The following is a 15,627-nucleotide window of genomic DNA, read 5'->3' as shown; positions in this document are numbered from 1 at the left end:
CCCGGCTATGGTTTACGTGTCTGTGGTGGCCTGGGTAATGTCCTTACAATTTTCAAAAAACAACTAACGGAAACTGCCTCGCAAATCCTTTTTCCCCAGAACCAGCTTGCCGCCTCCTCAGGAGACCGGTCGGAGGAAATTGATGCCCGAAGTGCGCAAGTTGTCGCGGCTTTGGCGAGGTAAAGCAAAGTTGGCGCAGCGCCCCTCAATTGGCGCAGTCCGGCGCTGGCTCCAGCCTTTCCTGTGCCTGTATGCCCTGGGGTGTGCCACGCTGGCGCTTGCGGTGCCAGCCATGCCGGCGCATGCCGGAACCCAGCAGCTCGCCCGCAGCATGTCGTTCCCCGACCGCCCGATGCGCCTGATCGTGCCGTTCCCGGCCGGCGGCGTTGCCGATGCGGTGGCGCGCATGCTGGCCGAGCGCCTCTCGGCCCGGCTGGGCGTGCCGGTGGAGGTCGACAACCGGCCCGGCGCCGCCGGCACCATCGCCGGCGACGTGGTCGCCAAGGCCAGCTCCGATGGCCACACCCTGTTGTTGCACCAGGCCAATATGCTGATCCAGCCCGGACTGGAGCCGGTGCCGTACGACGTCGTGCGCGATTTCACGCCGGTGGCGCGCGTGGCCACCACGCCGCTGTTCCTGGTGATCGATGCCAGGCTGCCAATGCGCACGCCGGAGCAATGGATGACCGCGGTGAAGTCGAACCCCGGCTCCTACAGCTATGGCTACGGCCAGCCGGGCAGCCCCTCCCACCTGTACGCCGAGTACGCCGTGCGCGGCATCCGCAGCGGCGTGCCGCTGGTCACCGCCAAAGGCGAAGCCGCGGTGGTCCAGGAGATGCTGGCCGGCCGCGTCAGTGCCTGTTTCTGTTCGTTCGCCGCGGTCCAGGGCCAGGTCAGGAGCGGCGGGCTGCGCCTGGTCGGGGTGACGGGCGTGGCCCGCTCGCCGCTGGCGCCGCTGGTGCCGACGCTGCAGGAGTCGGGGCTGGAAGGCTATGCCGCGGCCGCCTGGTTTGGCGTGATGGCGCCGGCCAAGACGCCGCGCGCGATCGTCGCCAGGCTGGCGGTCGAGCTCGACGCCGTCATGTCCGAGCGCGAGGTGCGTTCGCGCCTGCAGGCAGCGGGGGTCACGCCGCTGCGCGACTCGCCGGAGGCGTTTGCCACCGCGATCCGCTCGGAATCGATCCAATGGCAGGTGATCCTGAAGGACGTTGCGCCGATACAGGAGCCTTGAGCAGCAAGGGGGCGGGCCGGTTTGGGAGGCTAGGGCAAGTCTGAGAGACTCCCCCGACGGGGGGCATGTGGCGCGGGGCACACGGGTGCCAGCAGGGCTAGGTAGTACACCTTATAATGCGCGACTGTCCTGACCGGTGCCAACGTGACCGATTCTGCTCAAAACCTCGTCGAACTGACTGCGGTGGACTTCGCCTATGCGGACCACGGCAAGCCGATCCTGTCCGGCCTGACCATGCATTTCCCGCGTGGCAAGGTGATTGCGGTGATGGGCGGCTCGGGTTGCGGCAAGACGACGGTGCTGCGGCTGATCGGCGGCCAGGTCCGCCCGCAGGCGGGCACGGTCAGCTTTGCCGGCACCGATATCCACACGCTGGATGCCCGCGGCCTGTACGCGGTGCGCCGCCAGATGGGCATGCTGTTCCAGTTCGGCGCGCTGTTTACCGACCTGTCGGTGTTCGACAATGTGGCGTTCCCGCTGCGCGAGCACACCGACCTGCCCGACTCGATGATCCGCGACCTGGTGCTGATGAAGCTCAACGCGGTCGGCCTGCGCGGCGCGCGCGACCTGATGCCGTCGCAGATCTCGGGCGGCATGGCGCGGCGCGTGGCGCTGGCGCGCGCGATTGCGCTGGACCCGGCGCTGCTGATGTATGACGAGCCCTTCGCCGGGCTGGACCCGATCTCGCTCGGGCTGACCGCGCGGCTGATCCGCAGCCTGAACGACGCGCTGGGCGCCACCACGATCATCGTCTCGCACGACGTGCACGAGACCTTCCAGATCGCCGACTACGTCTATTTCATTGCCGACGGCCGCATCGTCGCGCAGGGCGAGCCCGAGGCGCTGCGCGCCTCCACCGACCCGTTCGTGCACCAGTTCGTCCATGCCGAGGCCGACGGCCCGGTGCCGTTCCACTACGCCGGACCTTCGCTGGCCGAGGATTTCGCCGGAGGTGCGCGGTGACGGACTTCTTTACCACCATCGGCGCGGCCGTGCGCCGCAGCGTGTCGGGGCTGGGCCACGCCACGCGCATGTTCCTGACGCTGCTGGGCCTGTCGCCGGCACTGCTGCTGCGCCGCTTCCGGCTGGTGACCGACCAGGTCTTCTTTGTCGGCAACCTGTCGCTGGTGATCATCGCGGTGTCGGGCCTGTTCGTGGGCTTCGTGCTTGGCCTGCAGGGCTACTACACGCTGAACCGCTACGGGTCAGAGCAGGCACTCGGGCTGCTGGTGGCGTTGTCGCTGGTGCGCGAGCTGGGCCCGGTGGTGACCGCGCTGCTGTTCGCCGGCCGCGCCGGCACCTCGCTGACTGCCGAGATCGGCCTGATGAAGGCGGGCGAGCAGCTGACGGCCATGGAAATGATGGCGGTGAACCCGCTGCAGCGCGTGATCGCGCCGCGCTTCTGGGCAGGCGTGATCGCCATGCCGGTGCTGGCGGCGATCTTCAGCGCGGTAGGCATCCTGGGCGGCTACGTGGTGGGCGTGCAGTTGATCGGCGTTGACGCCGGCGCCTTCTGGTCGCAGATGCAGGGCGGCGTCGACGTGCGCGCCGACGTGATCAACGGCGTGATCAAGAGCTTTATCTTTGGCATTGCCGTGACGTTTATTGCCCTGTACCAGGGCTTCGAGGCCAAGCCCACGCCGGAAGGCGTCTCGCGCGCGACCACCCGTACCGTGGTGATCGCATCGCTGGCCGTGCTGGGGCTGGATTTCCTGCTGACCGCGCTGATGTTCAGCAAATGACGCGGCCTGATAAACGAAAACACAAACAAAAACACAAACAACAAGTCAGCCACAAGACACTACGGGGTTGAAGAAAGAGATTCCAATGAAAAAGAATGCACTCGATTTCTGGGTGGGGCTGTTCGTCGCGGCGGGGTTCGTCGCTGTGCTGTTCCTGGCCCTCAAGGCGGGGAACATGAGCGCCTTTTCCTTCCAGGACACCTATAGCGTGCAGGCGCGCTTTGACAATATCGGCGGGCTCAAGCCGCGCGCGCCGGTCAAGAGCGCGGGCGTGGTGGTCGGCCGCGTGGCGGCGATCCGCTTCGACGACAAGACCTACCAGGCGACCGTCGAGATGAGCCTGGAGAAGCGCTACCAGTTCCCCAAGGACACCTCGGCCAAGATCCTGACATCCGGACTGCTCGGCGAGCAGTACATCGGCCTGGAAGCCGGCGGCGACACCGCCATGCTGGCCGAAGGCGGGCGCATTACCATGACGCAGTCGGCCGTGGTGCTGGAAAACCTGATCGGCCAGTTCCTGTACAACAAGGCGGCAGATGCCGGCGGCGGTGCGTCAGCCGGTGCCAGCGCGCCGGCGCCGGCAGGGGACGTCAAATGAGCGCGGCGCCATCGTTCTGCAAGGGCCTGGCCGCAGTGGCTGCCGCGGCCGTGCTTGCCGGTTGCGCCACGGGCCCCACCGCCAACCCGAAAGACCCGCTGGAGCCGTTCAATCGCGAAATCTCGAAGATCAACGAGGACTTCGACAAGGGCATCCTGCGCCCGGTGGCCCAGGTCTATGCCGACTACATGCCCACGCCGGTGCAGCGCGCGGTGGAGAACTTCTTCTCCAACGTGAGCGATGTCTACTCGGCGGCGAACAACCTGCTGCAGGGCAAGCCCACCCGCGCCGCCGAGGACTCCATGCGCGTGGCCATGAACACCGTGCTGGGGATCGGCGGCCTGATCGACATCGCCACCCCGGCCGGCCTGCCCAAGTACAAGGAAGACTTCGGCCAGACGCTGGGCGTGTGGGGCGTGCCGCCCGGGCCGTACCTGGTGCTGCCGCTGTTCGGGCCGAGCACGGTGCGCGACACCGGCGGCATGCTGGTGGACCGCAGTTTCGACCCGTCGGCCTATCTCTATCCGGTATCGCTGCGCAATTCGCTGACCGGCGTGCGCATCGTTGCCGGCCGGGCGCAGCTGCTCGGCGCCAGCAACCTGCTGGAGCAGGCGGCGCTGGACAAGTACTCGTTCCTGCGCGATTCCTACCTGCAGCGGCGCCAGTACCTGGTCTACGACGGCAACCCGCCCGAAGGCGACGAGGATGCAGACAGCGCCCCGGAGACCCCGGCGGCGCGCCCTGAAGCCCCGGCCGGGACCGAAGGCGAAAAGCCTGCCACGCCCGCCACGCCCGCCACGCCCGCCACGCCCGCCACGTCCGCCACGTCCGCCACGTCCGCCACGTCCGCCACGTCCGCCACGTCCGCTACGCCGGCGCAGCCTGCAGCACCGGCGCCCGCCGCGCCGCCGGCCGACGCCTCGGCTCCGGCCGCCACGCCGGCGCAGCCTGCGCAGACGCCCTCGGGCGACCTGCAGCCTGAGAGCCAGAGCCTGCCGATACCGCCCATGGATCCGATGCAGCGGATCATGCCAGGTGTCCGTATCCGCTGACCCTACGCGGCGCGGGCGGCTCCAGAGCCCGCGCCAGGCTGTGAATGCCCTGTGAGGGCTGAAACAAATTGTTTGTAAGTAGCGGGAAAGGCGCTTGCGGGTGCAACGACCGCCCCGCGCTTATGTTCCAATCACCGCAAGGCCGCGCGCCAGACCCATGGCGCCCGGCCAGTTCGCCCCGGCGAAAAACGTCTTTGATACAGAAGGAAAATCCATGATAAAGCGACTGTTGGTCCCCTTCCTTACGGTAGTTGCCTTCGCGGGCACGGCGCACGCCCAGGTGGTGGCCCAGGACGCGGCCACCCCGGACGGGCTGGTCAAGGCCGTGGTCAACGACGTGATGACGAGCGTGAAGGCCGACAAGGACATGCAGGCCGGCAATATCGGCAAGATCACCGCGCTGGTCGAGCAGAAGATCATCCCCAACGCCAACTTCCAGAAGACCACGCAGATCGCCATGGGCCGCAACTGGTCCAAGGCCACGCCCGAGCAGCAGAAGCAGATCACCGAGGAGTTCAAGACCCTGCTGATCCGCACCTATGCCGGCGCCATCGCCCAGATCCGCGACCAGACCGTGCAGTACCGCCCGTACCGCGGCACGGCTGACGATACCGATGCCACCATCCGCACCCAGGTCGTCAACAAGGGCGAGCCGATCCAGATGGACTACCGCCTGGAAAAGACCGCCCAGGGCTGGAAGGTCTATGACATCAACGTGCTGGGCGCCTGGCTGACCGAAGCCTACAAGGGCAGCTTCAACACCATCGTCGGCCAGCAGGGCGTCGAGGGCGTGATCAAGACGCTGCAGGACCGCAACCGCCAGCTGGCCAGCGCCAAGAGCTGAGGCGCGTGCACCAACGGTGCGCCGCTGCAATGCAGCACGGCGCGCCGATCTGCTCTACAATGGCCGTTCGCGGCACAGACTCCCGCCCGACGTGCGGGAGTCGTCGTTTTTGCCATCGTATTCAAGCTACCGACCCCCAGGCCACGCATCCCATGCTCTCGCTAGGTACCTCGCTGACCAACCAGAACGCCGCCGCCGTGCTGCGTGACGGGCTGGCACGCGTGGCGCAGGGCGAGGTGCAGGTCGACTGCACCGGCCTGGCGCAGGTGGATTCCTCCGCGGTCGCCGTGCTGCTGGCATGGAACCGCGCCGCCGCCGCGCGCAAGCTGGCGCTGTCGCTGCGCGGCGTACCGCCGCAGCTGTCGCAACTGGCCAGCCTGTACGGCGTGGACGGCCTGCTGGGCCTGGCCCCCGCGGCCGCACCGCAAGGGCACCACCACCGACATTGATCCGGCATCGCCGGTCGCCAGCACGGCGGCCGCCCGCGATGCCGCGGCGACGGCCCTGCGCGGTCGCCGAGCCCCTGGGGGCAGATCAAGCGGGACCCTCCCCGCATCCCCTATAATTCCGGGTTGTTCGCCCATCCCCCCGCCTGCTACCGGTTCATGTCACGCCGGGCCAGGAAGTCCGGGCACGCAGTTGTTCCCCAATTCCCGGCGGCCGGCCCCGAAAAAGCCGGACCCGCCACAAACAATCGGCCATGAAAGCCATTGAAATCCACGACGTTCGCAAGCGCTACCGCAACCTGCAGGCGCTCAAGGGCGTCAGCTTCACCGTCGAACGCGGCGAATTCTTCGGCCTGCTCGGGCCGAACGGCGCCGGCAAGACCACGCTGATCTCGATCCTCGCCGGCCTGAACCGCGCCGATTCCGGCCGCGTCAGTGTGCTTGGCCACGATGTCGTCGCCGACTACCGGATGGCCCGGCGTATGCTGGGCGTGGTGCCGCAGGAGCTGGTGTTCGATCCGTTCTTCACGGTGCGCGAGACGCTGCGGCTGCAGTCGGGCTACTTTGGCCTGACCCGCAACGACGACTGGATCGACGAGATCATGGCCAACCTGGACCTGACCGGGAAAGCCGACGCCAATATGCGCCAGCTCTCGGGCGGCATGAAGCGGCGCGTGCTGGTGGCGCAGGCGCTGGTGCACCGCCCGCCGGTGATCGTGCTGGACGAGCCCACCGCCGGTGTGGATGTGGAACTGCGCCAGACGCTGTGGAAGTTCATCTCGCGCCTGAACCGGGAAGGGCACACCATCATCCTGACCACGCACTACCTGGAAGAGGCCGAGGCCCTGTGCGACCGCATCGCCATGCTCAAGTTCGGCGAAGTGGTGACGCTGGACCGCACCAGCAACCTGCTGACGCAGTTTGCCGGCCTGCAGCTGGTGCTGACCTTTGCGCGCGGCGTCCTGCCGCCGGCGCTGGAGCCGCTGCGCATGCCGGACAACCCCGGCGAGCGCGCGGTGCGCCTGCGGTTGTCGGGCTACCAGGCGGTTGAACCGATCCTGGCCGCCTGCCGCGAAGCGGGCTGTGACATCGAAGACATGGAAATCAACAAGGCCGACCTCGAGGACGTATTTGTGCAGATCATGCGCCGCGAGGGGCATATGCCCGGTGCGCTGCCCGATCCGGCGATGGAGGCCGTGGCATGAAGCAGCCTGGCGATATCGAGGTCCTGGAAGACACCGGCCTTGGGCCGATGGCCGTGGGCGGCCTGGTGGGTTTCCGCACCCTGCTGTACAAGGAAGTGCTGCGTTTCTGGAAGGTGAGCTTCCAGACCGTGGCCGCGCCGGTGCTGACCGCGGTGCTGTACCTGCTGATCTTTGGCCATGTGCTGGAAGACCGGGTCAAGGTCTATGACCAGATCAGTTACACCGCCTTCCTGGTGCCCGGCCTGGTGATGATGAGCGTGCTGCAGAACGCGTTTGCCAACAGCTCGTCATCGCTGATCCAGTCCAAGATCACCGGCAACCTGGTGTTCGTGCTGCTGCCGCCCTTGTCGCACTGGGAGATGTTCGGCGCCTATGTGGTGGCCTCGGTGATCCGCGGGCTGACCGTGGGCCTGGGCGTGCTGCTGGTGACGGCGTGGTTTGCCAACCTGCATTTTGCCAATGTGGGCTGGATCCTCGTCTTTGCGCTGCTGGGTGCGGGCATCCTCGGCACGCTGGGCCTGATCGCCGGCATCTGGGCCGAGAAGTTCGACCAGCTGGCCGCGTTCCAGAACTTCCTGATCATGCCGGCGACCTTCCTGTCCGGTGTGTTCTATTCGATCCATTCGCTGCCCGCCTTCTGGCAGGCGGTGTCCCATGCCAATCCGTTCTTCTACATGATCGACGGCTTCCGCTATGGCTTCTTCGGCGTCTCGGACGTGTCGCCGCTGTTCAGCCTGGCAGTGGTCGGATCGGCGTTCGTGGTGCTGGCCGCGCTGGCGCTGCGCTTGCTGAAGTCCGGATACAAGCTGCGCCACTGAACTGTGGCCGGCCATACTGAATCACGCTGAAGAGAACCCCATGCTGCCTACACCGGAACAAGTCAGGGATTACATTGCCCAAGGACTGCCCTGCGAACATCTGCAAGTCGAGGGCGATGGCCAGCACTTCTTTGCCACCATCGTCAGCGCCGAATTTGAAGGCAAGCGGCTGATCCAGCGCCACCAGCGCGTCTATGCCGCGCTGGGCGACCGCATGCGTGCCGAGATCCACGCGCTGTCGATGAAGACGCTGACGCCTGCCGAATGGCAGGCGGGCGACGGCAAGTAAGCCCCGCCAATATGCGCCGCGCTACCCGCGCGGCCCCAGAACCATGACGCCGGGCGCGTGCCCGGCTCCAGATGACAGAACATGGACAAATTCCAGATCCACGGCAATGGCCCGCTGAAGGGCGAAATCCGCGTGTCGGGCGCCAAGAACGCCGCCCTTCCGATCCTGTGCGCGGGCCTGCTGACGGCGGATACCGTCTCGCTGGACAACGTGCCGAACCTGCAGGACGTGCGCACCACCCTCAAGCTGCTGCGCCAGATGGGCATGCAGGCCGAGCTGGACGGCGCCCGCGTGACCCTGAACGGCGCCGACGTCAACGTGCTAGAGGCCCCGTATGAGCTGGTCAAGACCATGCGCGCCTCGATCCTGGTGCTGGGCCCGCTGGTGGCCCGCTTCGGCGAGGCCCGCGTGTCGCTGCCCGGCGGCTGCGGCATCGGCGCGCGCCCGGTCGACCAGCACATCAAGGGCCTGCAGGCGATGGGCGCCGAGATCAGCATCGAACACGGCTTTATCCATGCCCGCGCCAAGCGCCTGAAGGGCGCGCGCGTGGTCACCGACATGATCACCGTGACCGGCACCGAGAACCTGCTGATGGCCGCCACGCTGGCCGAAGGCGAAACCGTGCTGGAAAACGCCGCGCGCGAGCCCGAGGTGACCGACCTGGCCCACCTGCTGGTCAAGATGGGCGCGAAGATCGAAGGCATCGGCACCGACCGCCTGGTAGTGCAGGGCGTGGAGCGCCTGCATGGCGCCAGCCACAGCGTGATCGCTGACCGCATCGAGGCCGGCACCTTCCTGTGCGCCGCCGCCGCGACGCTGGGCGACCTGGTGCTGCGCGGCGTGCAGCCGGACATCCTCGACACCGTGCTCGACAAGCTGCGCGAAGCCGGCGCAAAACTCGAGACCGGCGCCGACTGGATTCGCCTGGCCATGCCGCAACGCGCCAAGGCCGTGAGCTTCCGCACCTCGGAGTACCCGGCCTTCCCGACCGACATGCAGGCACAGTTCATGGCGCTCAATGCCGTGGCCGAAGGCACCGCGCGCGTGACCGAGACCATCTTCGAAAACCGCTTCATGCACGTGCAGGAACTGAACCGCCTGGGCGCGGACATCGCGGTCGAAGGCAATACCGCGGTGGTCAACGGCGTGCCGCGCCTGTCGGGCGCCAACGTGATGGCGACCGACCTGCGCGCCTCGGCCAGCCTGGTGATCGCCGGCCTGGTGGCCGATGGCGAGACCGTGATCGAGCGCATCTACCACCTGGACCGCGGCTACGACCGCATGGAAGACAAGCTGTCGGCAGTGGGCGCGAAGATCCGCCGCATTGCCTGAGGAAGTCCGATGAGCCCCACTTTCAACGCATCGCCCAACCAGCTGACGCTGGCGCTGTCCAAGGGCCGCATCTTCACCGAGACACTGCCGCTGCTGGAAGCCGCCGGCATCCGCGTCACCGAGGACCCCGAGACCTCGCGCAAGCTGATCCTGCCGACCTCCGACCCGGCCGTGCGCGTGGTGATCGTGCGCGCCTCGGACGTGCCGACTTACGTCCAGTACGGCGCCGCCGACTTCGGCGTGGCCGGCAAGGACGTGCTGATGGAAAGCGGCATGGCCGGCCTGTACGCGCCGATCGACCTGAACATCGCGCGCTGCCGCATGTCGGTGGCGGTGCCGGCCGGGTTTGACTACGCCAACGCGGTGCGCCAGGGCGCGCGCCTGGCCGTAGCCACCAAGTACGTGCAGACCGCGCGCGAGCATTTTGCGAAAAAGGGCGTTCACGTCGACCTGATCAAGCTGTACGGTTCGATGGAGCTGGGCCCGCTGGTAGGCCTTTCCGACGCCATCGTCGACCTGGTCAGCACTGGCAGCACGCTGCGCGCCAACAACCTGGTCGAAGTCGAAGAGATCGTGCAGATCTCGTCGCGGCTGGTGGTGAACCAGGCCGCGCTCAAACTCAAGCGCGAGCGGCTGGCGCCGATTCTCGACGCATTCGAACGCGCTTCAGCGGCGCTGGCCTGAGGCCGGGTCGCCTGAGAGGAACAGAAGTCATGAACGCAACCGAAATGGAAAACCTGCCGATCCGCCGGCTTGATTCCAGAGAGCCGGGCTTTGCCGAGGCGCTGGGCCAGGTGCTGGCCTTCGAGGCTGGCGAGGACGAGGCCATCGATCGCGCCGCGGCGCAGATCCTGGCCGACGTGAAGGCGCGCGGGGATGCCGCGGTGCTGGAATACACCAAGCGCTTCGACCGCGTGGAAGCGTCGTCGATGGGCGCGCTGGAGGTGTCGCAGCAGCAGCTGGAAGCCGCGCTCGAAGACCTCGAACCCAAGCGCCGCGCCGCGCTGGAGGCCGCCGCCGCGCGCGTGCGCGCCTACCACGAGAAGCAGAAGATCGAATGCGGCAGCCACAGCTGGGAATACACCGAGGCCGACGGCACCATGCTGGGCCAGAAGGTGACGCCGCTGGACCGCGTCGGCATCTACGTGCCGGGCGGCAAGGCCGCCTATCCGTCGTCGGTGCTGATGAACGCGATCCCGGCGCGCGTGGCGGGCGTGAAGGAAATCATCATGGTCGTGCCCACGCCGGGTGGCGTGCGCAATGAGCTGGTGCTGGCCGCCGCGCAGATCGCCGGCGTGGACCGCGTGTTCACCATCGGCGGCGCCCAGGCGATTGGCGCGCTGGCCTACGGCACGGCGACGCTGCCGCAGGTCGACAAGATCGTCGGCCCGGGCAATGCCTATGTGGCCGCGGCCAAGCGGCGCGTGTTCGGCACCGTCGGCATCGACATGATTGCCGGCCCGTCCGAGATCCTGGTGATCTGCGACGGCACCACCGACCCCGACTGGGTGGCGATGGACCTGTTCTCGCAGGCCGAGCACGACGAGTTGGCGCAGTCGATCCTGCTGTGCCCGGACGCTGGCTATATCGCCCGCGTCGAAGCCAGCATCCAGCGCCAGCTCGGCACCATGCCGCGGCGCGAGGTGATTGCCGCGTCGATCTCCGGCCGTGGCGCGCTGATCAAGGTGCGCGACATGGAAGAGGCCTGCGAGATCGCCAACGCGATCGCGCCCGAGCACCTGGAGATCTCGGCCGGGAACCCGCGCCAGTGGAGCGAGAAGATCCGCCACGCCGGCGCCATCTTCCTGGGCCCCTATACCAGCGAGTCGCTGGGCGATTACTGCGCGGGCCCGAACCACGTGCTGCCGACCTCGCGCACCGCGCGCTTCTCTTCGCCGCTGGGCGTCTATGACTTCCAGAAGCGTTCGAGCCTGATCGAAGTGAGCGAGGGCGGGGCGCAGATGCTCGGCCAGATCGCCGCCGAGCTGGCCTATGGCGAAGGCCTGCAGGCCCACGCCCGCAGCGCGGAATATCGTTTCACCAAACGCAGTTGATCTACTGAACCACGCTGCCTGATAAAGCAGCCAACTTTGGAGTTTCCATGTCAGCCGTAGAGCCCTCCCTGATCGAACGCATCATCCGTGACGACGTGCGCGCCATGGGCGCCTACCACGTGCCGGATTCGCACGGTCTGGTCAAGCTCGACGCCATGGAGAACCCGTACCGGCTGCCGCCCGCGCTGCGCCAGGAACTGGCCGCGCGGCTGGGCGAAGTCGCGCTGAACCGCTACCCCGTGCCCAGCAGCGAGGCGCTGCGCGCCAAGCTGAAGGCCGTGATGCAGGTGCCCGCCGGCATGGACGTGCTGCTGGGCAACGGCTCGGACGAGATCATCAGCATGCTGGCGCTGGCCGCGGCCAGGCCCGGTGCGAAGGTGATGGCGCCAGTGCCGGGCTTTGTCATGTACGCGATGTCGGCGCAGTTTGCCGGCCTGCAGTTCGTGGGCGTGCCGCTGCGTGCCGACTTCACGCTGGACCGTGCCGTCATGCTGGCCGCGATGGCCGAGCAGCAGCCCGCGATCATCTACCTGGCCTACCCGAACAACCCCACCGGCAACCTGTTCGATGCCGCCGACATGGAGGCCATCATCCGCGCCGCCCAGGGCGAGGTCTGCAACAGCCTGGTGGTGGTGGACGAGGCCTACCAGCCGTTCGCCCAGCAAAGCTGGATGCCGCGCCTGGCGGAGTTCGGCAACCTGCTGGTGATGCGCACCGTGTCCAAGCTGGGCCTGGCCGGCATCCGCCTGGGCTACCTGGCCGGCGCGCCGGAATGGCTGTCGCAGCTGGACAAGGTGCGCCCGCCCTACAACGTCAACGTGCTGACCGAGGCCGCCGCGCTGTTTGCACTGGATCATGTGTCGGTGCTGGACGAGCAGGCCGCGCAACTGCGCGCCGAACGCACCCGCGTGGCCGACGGCATGGCCGCGCAGGCCGGGGTCACGGTGTTCCCCAGCGCCGCCAACTTCCTGCTGGTGCGCGTGCCGGATGCCGCACAGACGTTCGACCGGCTGCTGGCCCGGAAGGTATTGATCAAGAACGTGAGTAAAATGCACCCGTTGCTGGCCAATTGTCTGCGCGTCACGGTCAGCACCCCCGAAGAAAACGCGCAGTTCCTTGAGGCATTCGCAGCGTCGCTGCAGGATTAACACCATGCGTGTTGCAGAGGTCACCCGCAATACTTCGGAAACGCAAATCCGCGTTTCCCTGAATCTCGACGGCAGCGGCCGCCAGAAACTGGCGTCCGGCGTGCCGTTCCTTGACCACATGCTGGACCAGATCGCCCGGCATGGCATGTTCGACCTGGAGGTCGAAGCCACCGGCGACACGCATATCGACGACCACCACACGGTGGAAGACGTGGGCATCACGTTCGGCCAGGCGGTTGCCAGGGCCATCGGCGACAAGAAAGGCATCACCCGCTACGGCCACAGCTATGTGCCGCTGGACGAATGCCTGTCGCGCGTGGTGATCGACTTCTCCGGCCGCCCCGGCCTGGAATTCCACGTGCCGTTCACGCGTGCGCGCGTGGGCAGCTTCGACGTCGACCTGACCATTGAGTTCTTCCGCGGCTTCGTCAACCATGCGGGCGTGACCCTGCATATCGACAACCTGCGCGGCATCAATGCCCACCATCAGTGCGAAACCGTGTTCAAGGCCTTTGGCCGGGCACTGCGCATGGCGGTAGAGCTGGACCCGCGCGCGGCGAACACGATTCCGTCGACCAAGGGTACGCTCTGACCTTTCCACCACGGTAGGCGTGCCGGCTGGTTGCGGCGCCCGCTGACCTTCCAAGCCTGAACCTGGCCAGCGATGCTGGCGACCCGCAACCGATGGATACGCTCAAGTCGTTTATTTCGCTGCTGGCGCTGATCAACCCGATCGGGGCGATCCCGTTCTTCATCAGCCTGACCAGCCTGCAGACGGAAGCGGAAAAGCTGCGTACCATCAAGATCGCATCGGTTTCAGTGGCGATCGTGGTGGCGGTGTCGGCCTTGCTGGGGCAGCAGATCATCGAGTTCTTCAATATCTCGGTGGCGTCGCTGCAGGTGGGTGGCGGGCTCATCATGATAATGATGGCCATGAACATGCTGAACGCGCAGACCAGCCGCACCAAGGCCACGCCGGAAGAAGAGGATGAGGCCGAGGTAAAGTCCAGCATCGCGGTGGTGCCGCTGGCGCTGCCGCTGCTGACCGGGCCGGGCTCGATCAGCACGGTGATCGTCTATGCGGGCAAGACGCAGCACTGGTACCAGTTGCTGATCCTGGTCGGCCTGGGCGTGGTGATCGGTGCGGTGGTGTACCTGGTGTTTCGCGCGGCAGACCCGATCGCCCGGGTGATCGGCCGCACCGGCATCAATATCGGCACGCGCCTGATGGGGCTGATCCTGTCGGCGCTGGCCGTGGAATTCATTGTGGACGGGCTGAAGACATTGTTGCCTGTTTTGAAATCATGACTACCATAGCAATTGTGGATTACGGCATGGGCAACCTGCGCTCGGTGGCGCAGGCGCTGCGTGCCGCGGCGCCGGAAGCGGACGTCCGCGTGGTGGATGCCCCCGAAGGCATCCGCTCGGCCGACCGCGTGGTGCTGCCCGGCCAGGGCGCGATGCCCGACTGCATGTCGGCGCTGGGCGCGTCCGGGCTGCAGGAGGCGGTGGTGCAGGCCGCCTCCTGCAAGCCGATGCTGGGCGTGTGCGTGGGCGAGCAGATGCTGTTCGAGTTCAGCACTGAAAGCCGGGCCGGCGCGGACCGTACGCCGGCGCTGGGCCTGATGCCCGGCCAGGTGGTGCGCTTTGCGCTGGACGGCATGACGCAGCCCGACGGCTCGCGCTACAAGGTGCCGCAGATGGGTTGGAACCGGGTGCGCCAGGCCAGGCCGCACCCGCTGTGGGACGGTATCCCGGACGACAGCTGGTTCTATTTCGTCCACAGTTACTATGTGCAGGCGCAGGACCCGGCCCATGTTGCCGGAGAAACGGAATACGGAGTCGTATTTACCAGCGCGGTAGCGCGCGATAATATTTTCGCGACGCAGTTCCACCCCGAGAAGAGTGCGGCCCTGGGCCTGCAGCTGTACCGGAACTTCGTCCACTGGAATCCCTGACCCGATTCGTTTTTTTACCGATCATCGACCGCTAACTCGACCCGTCACCCGACCTGTTTCCGATCGACTATCGACCCGACCTGACCGGCAGCGCCGGTCTCGCTCAATCCCTATCACTCAACCACGCTCGTCACGCATATGTTGCTCATTCCGGCCATCGACCTGAAGGACGGTCAGTGTGTACGCCTCAAACAAGGCGACATGGACCAGGCCACCGTCTTTTCCGAAGATCCCGCCGCCATGGCACGCCACTGGGTGGAGCAGGGCGCCCGCCGCCTGCACCTGGTGGACCTGAATGGCGCGTTCGTGGGCAAGCCCCGCAACGAGGAGGCCATCAAGGCCATCATCGCCGAGGTCGGCGACGAGATCCCGGTGCAGCTGGGGGGCGGCATCCGCGACCTGAACACCATCGAACGCTGGCTGGATGACGGGCTGTCGTACGTCATCATTGGCACGGCCGCGGTGAAAAACCCCGGTTTCCTGAAGGACGCCTGCTCGGCCTTCGGCGGCCATATCATCGTCGGCCTGGATGCCAGGGACGGCAAGGTGGCGACCGACGGCTGGAGCAAGCTGACCGGCCACGAGGTGGCGGACCTGGCACGCAAGTATGAAGACTACGGCGTCGAGGCCATCATCTACACCGATATCGGCCGCGACGGCATGCTGCAGGGGATCAATATCGACGCCACCGTCAAGCTGGCGCAGTCGATGTCGATCCCGGTGATCGCCAGCGGCGGGTTGTCCAACCTGGCCGATATCGACAACCTCTGCGCGGTCGAGCGCGAAGGTGTCGAAGGCGTCATTTGCGGCCGCGCGATCTACTCCGGGGATCTCAACTTTGCCGCCGCGCAGGCACTGGCGGACAAGCTGCGCGACGGGCAATAAGGCAACGCGCCGCGGGCGCAGCCGC

18 protein-coding genes are annotated in these 15,627 nt (G+C 66.8%); all 18 read left to right on the top strand.

Going from position 1 to position 15,627, the window contains the following annotated elements; all coding sequences use genetic code 11:
- Nucleotides 1-142: 142 nt before the first annotated feature.
- On the top strand, nt 143-1,231 hold the full coding sequence (locus ACW4E8_RS23400; protein WP_456806724.1) for a Bug family tripartite tricarboxylate transporter substrate binding protein: 1,089 nt from the start codon (nt 143-145) through the stop codon (nt 1,229-1,231).
- 144 nt (nt 1,232-1,375) lie between these two features.
- Nucleotides 1,376-2,194 carry an ABC transporter ATP-binding protein gene (locus ACW4E8_RS23395; protein ID WP_456806723.1) on the top strand — a complete coding sequence of 273 codons (819 nt, stop codon included), beginning with the start codon at nt 1,376-1,378 and terminating at the stop codon, nt 2,192-2,194.
- On the top strand, nt 2,191-2,973 hold the full coding sequence (gene mlaE / locus ACW4E8_RS23390; protein ID WP_456806722.1) for a lipid asymmetry maintenance ABC transporter permease subunit MlaE: 783 nt from the start codon (nt 2,191-2,193) through the stop codon (nt 2,971-2,973). The genes ACW4E8_RS23395 and mlaE overlap by 4 nt, the downstream gene beginning before the upstream one ends.
- Before the next feature lie 85 nt (nt 2,974-3,058).
- On the top strand, nt 3,059-3,571 hold the full coding sequence (gene mlaD / locus ACW4E8_RS23385; RefSeq protein ID WP_456806721.1) for an outer membrane lipid asymmetry maintenance protein MlaD: 513 nt from the start codon (nt 3,059-3,061) through the stop codon (nt 3,569-3,571).
- On the top strand, nt 3,568-4,623 hold the full coding sequence (locus tag ACW4E8_RS23380) for an MlaA family lipoprotein (RefSeq protein ID WP_456806720.1): 1,056 nt from the start codon (nt 3,568-3,570) through the stop codon (nt 4,621-4,623). The genes mlaD and ACW4E8_RS23380 overlap by 4 nt, the downstream gene beginning before the upstream one ends.
- A 214-nt stretch (nt 4,624-4,837) precedes the next feature.
- Nucleotides 4,838-5,467 (top strand): MlaC/ttg2D family ABC transporter substrate-binding protein, encoded by a 630-nt coding sequence (locus ACW4E8_RS23375; protein WP_456806719.1) that lies wholly within the window; start codon nt 4,838-4,840, stop codon nt 5,465-5,467.
- Between the two features lie 152 nt (nt 5,468-5,619).
- A complete protein-coding gene (locus ACW4E8_RS23370) occupies nt 5,620-5,916 on the top strand; it encodes an STAS domain-containing protein (RefSeq protein WP_456806718.1) in 297 nt (98 codons plus the stop codon).
- 251 nt (nt 5,917-6,167) lie between these two features.
- Nucleotides 6,168-7,118: an ABC transporter ATP-binding protein gene (locus tag ACW4E8_RS23365; RefSeq protein ID WP_456806717.1), complete on the top strand. Its 951-nt coding sequence runs from the start codon at nt 6,168-6,170 to the stop codon at nt 7,116-7,118.
- Nucleotides 7,115-7,936, top strand: a complete 822-nt coding sequence (locus tag ACW4E8_RS23360) for an ABC transporter permease (RefSeq protein WP_456806716.1) — start codon at nt 7,115-7,117, stop codon at nt 7,934-7,936. The genes ACW4E8_RS23365 and ACW4E8_RS23360 overlap by 4 nt, the downstream gene beginning before the upstream one ends.
- Before the next feature lie 40 nt (nt 7,937-7,976).
- On the top strand, nt 7,977-8,225 hold the full coding sequence (locus tag ACW4E8_RS23355) for a BolA family protein (RefSeq protein ID WP_018313917.1): 249 nt from the start codon (nt 7,977-7,979) through the stop codon (nt 8,223-8,225).
- A gap of 81 nt (nt 8,226-8,306) precedes the next feature.
- Nucleotides 8,307-9,557 carry a UDP-N-acetylglucosamine 1-carboxyvinyltransferase gene (gene murA / locus ACW4E8_RS23350; protein ID WP_114132220.1) on the top strand — a complete coding sequence of 417 codons (1,251 nt, stop codon included), beginning with the start codon at nt 8,307-8,309 and terminating at the stop codon, nt 9,555-9,557.
- A gap of 9 nt (nt 9,558-9,566) precedes the next feature.
- Nucleotides 9,567-10,241, top strand: a complete 675-nt coding sequence (gene hisG / locus ACW4E8_RS23345; protein ID WP_010812333.1) for an ATP phosphoribosyltransferase — start codon at nt 9,567-9,569, stop codon at nt 10,239-10,241.
- A gap of 29 nt (nt 10,242-10,270) precedes the next feature.
- The gene (hisD, locus tag ACW4E8_RS23340; protein ID WP_456806715.1) at nt 10,271-11,611 is read left to right on the top strand and encodes a histidinol dehydrogenase; all 1,341 of its coding nucleotides are present in this window, start codon (nt 10,271-10,273) and stop codon (nt 11,609-11,611) included.
- 47 nt (nt 11,612-11,658) lie between these two features.
- Nucleotides 11,659-12,759, top strand: coding sequence for a histidinol-phosphate transaminase (gene hisC, locus ACW4E8_RS23335; RefSeq protein WP_456806714.1), 1,101 nt, complete (start codon nt 11,659-11,661; stop codon nt 12,757-12,759).
- 4 nt (nt 12,760-12,763) lie between these two features.
- Nucleotides 12,764-13,351 (top strand): imidazoleglycerol-phosphate dehydratase HisB, encoded by a 588-nt coding sequence (gene hisB, locus ACW4E8_RS23330; RefSeq protein ID WP_456806713.1) that lies wholly within the window; start codon nt 12,764-12,766, stop codon nt 13,349-13,351.
- A 92-nt stretch (nt 13,352-13,443) separates the two neighbouring features.
- Complete coding sequence (locus ACW4E8_RS23325; protein WP_010812329.1) at nt 13,444-14,067, top strand: YchE family NAAT transporter; 624 nt, start codon at nt 13,444-13,446, stop codon at nt 14,065-14,067.
- Nucleotides 14,064-14,717, top strand: coding sequence for an imidazole glycerol phosphate synthase subunit HisH (gene hisH / locus ACW4E8_RS23320; protein ID WP_456806712.1), 654 nt, complete (start codon nt 14,064-14,066; stop codon nt 14,715-14,717). The genes ACW4E8_RS23325 and hisH overlap by 4 nt, the downstream gene beginning before the upstream one ends.
- A gap of 138 nt (nt 14,718-14,855) precedes the next feature.
- On the top strand, nt 14,856-15,602 hold the full coding sequence (gene hisA / locus ACW4E8_RS23315) for a 1-(5-phosphoribosyl)-5-[(5-phosphoribosylamino)methylideneamino]imidazole-4-carboxamide isomerase (RefSeq protein WP_456806711.1): 747 nt from the start codon (nt 14,856-14,858) through the stop codon (nt 15,600-15,602).
- Nucleotides 15,603-15,627 lie beyond the last annotated feature (25 nt).

This window comes from Cupriavidus sp. CP313 (genome assembly GCF_054072015.1).
Note: the sequence above shows the minus strand (reverse complement) of the source record. Positions and strands in the feature narration are given on the sequence as shown.

Excerpts from the sequence above, each read along its gene's own strand:
- ACW4E8_RS23400 (WP_456806724.1), top strand. The coding sequence starts at position 143 with ATGCCCGAAGTGCGCAAGTTGTCGCGGCTTTGGCGAGGTAAAGCAAAG.
- mlaD (WP_456806721.1), top strand. The coding sequence starts at position 3,059 with ATGAAAAAGAATGCACTCGATTTCTGGGTGGGGCTGTTCGTCGCGGCG.
- ACW4E8_RS23380 (WP_456806720.1), top strand. The coding sequence starts at position 3,568 with ATGAGCGCGGCGCCATCGTTCTGCAAGGGCCTGGCCGCAGTGGCTGCC.
- ACW4E8_RS23375 (WP_456806719.1), top strand. The coding sequence starts at position 4,838 with ATGATAAAGCGACTGTTGGTCCCCTTCCTTACGGTAGTTGCCTTCGCG.
- ACW4E8_RS23370 (WP_456806718.1), top strand. The coding sequence starts at position 5,620 with ATGCTCTCGCTAGGTACCTCGCTGACCAACCAGAACGCCGCCGCCGTG.
- ACW4E8_RS23365 (WP_456806717.1), top strand. The coding sequence starts at position 6,168 with ATGAAAGCCATTGAAATCCACGACGTTCGCAAGCGCTACCGCAACCTG.
- ACW4E8_RS23360 (WP_456806716.1), top strand. The coding sequence starts at position 7,115 with ATGAAGCAGCCTGGCGATATCGAGGTCCTGGAAGACACCGGCCTTGGG.
- ACW4E8_RS23355 (WP_018313917.1), top strand. The coding sequence starts at position 7,977 with ATGCTGCCTACACCGGAACAAGTCAGGGATTACATTGCCCAAGGACTG.
- murA (WP_114132220.1), top strand. The coding sequence starts at position 8,307 with ATGGACAAATTCCAGATCCACGGCAATGGCCCGCTGAAGGGCGAAATC.
- hisG (WP_010812333.1), top strand. The coding sequence starts at position 9,567 with ATGAGCCCCACTTTCAACGCATCGCCCAACCAGCTGACGCTGGCGCTG.
- hisD (WP_456806715.1), top strand. The coding sequence starts at position 10,271 with ATGAACGCAACCGAAATGGAAAACCTGCCGATCCGCCGGCTTGATTCC.
- hisC (WP_456806714.1), top strand. The coding sequence starts at position 11,659 with ATGTCAGCCGTAGAGCCCTCCCTGATCGAACGCATCATCCGTGACGAC.
- hisB (WP_456806713.1), top strand. The coding sequence starts at position 12,764 with ATGCGTGTTGCAGAGGTCACCCGCAATACTTCGGAAACGCAAATCCGC.
- ACW4E8_RS23325 (WP_010812329.1), top strand. The coding sequence starts at position 13,444 with ATGGATACGCTCAAGTCGTTTATTTCGCTGCTGGCGCTGATCAACCCG.
- hisH (WP_456806712.1), top strand. The coding sequence starts at position 14,064 with ATGACTACCATAGCAATTGTGGATTACGGCATGGGCAACCTGCGCTCG.
- hisA (WP_456806711.1), top strand. The coding sequence starts at position 14,856 with ATGTTGCTCATTCCGGCCATCGACCTGAAGGACGGTCAGTGTGTACGC.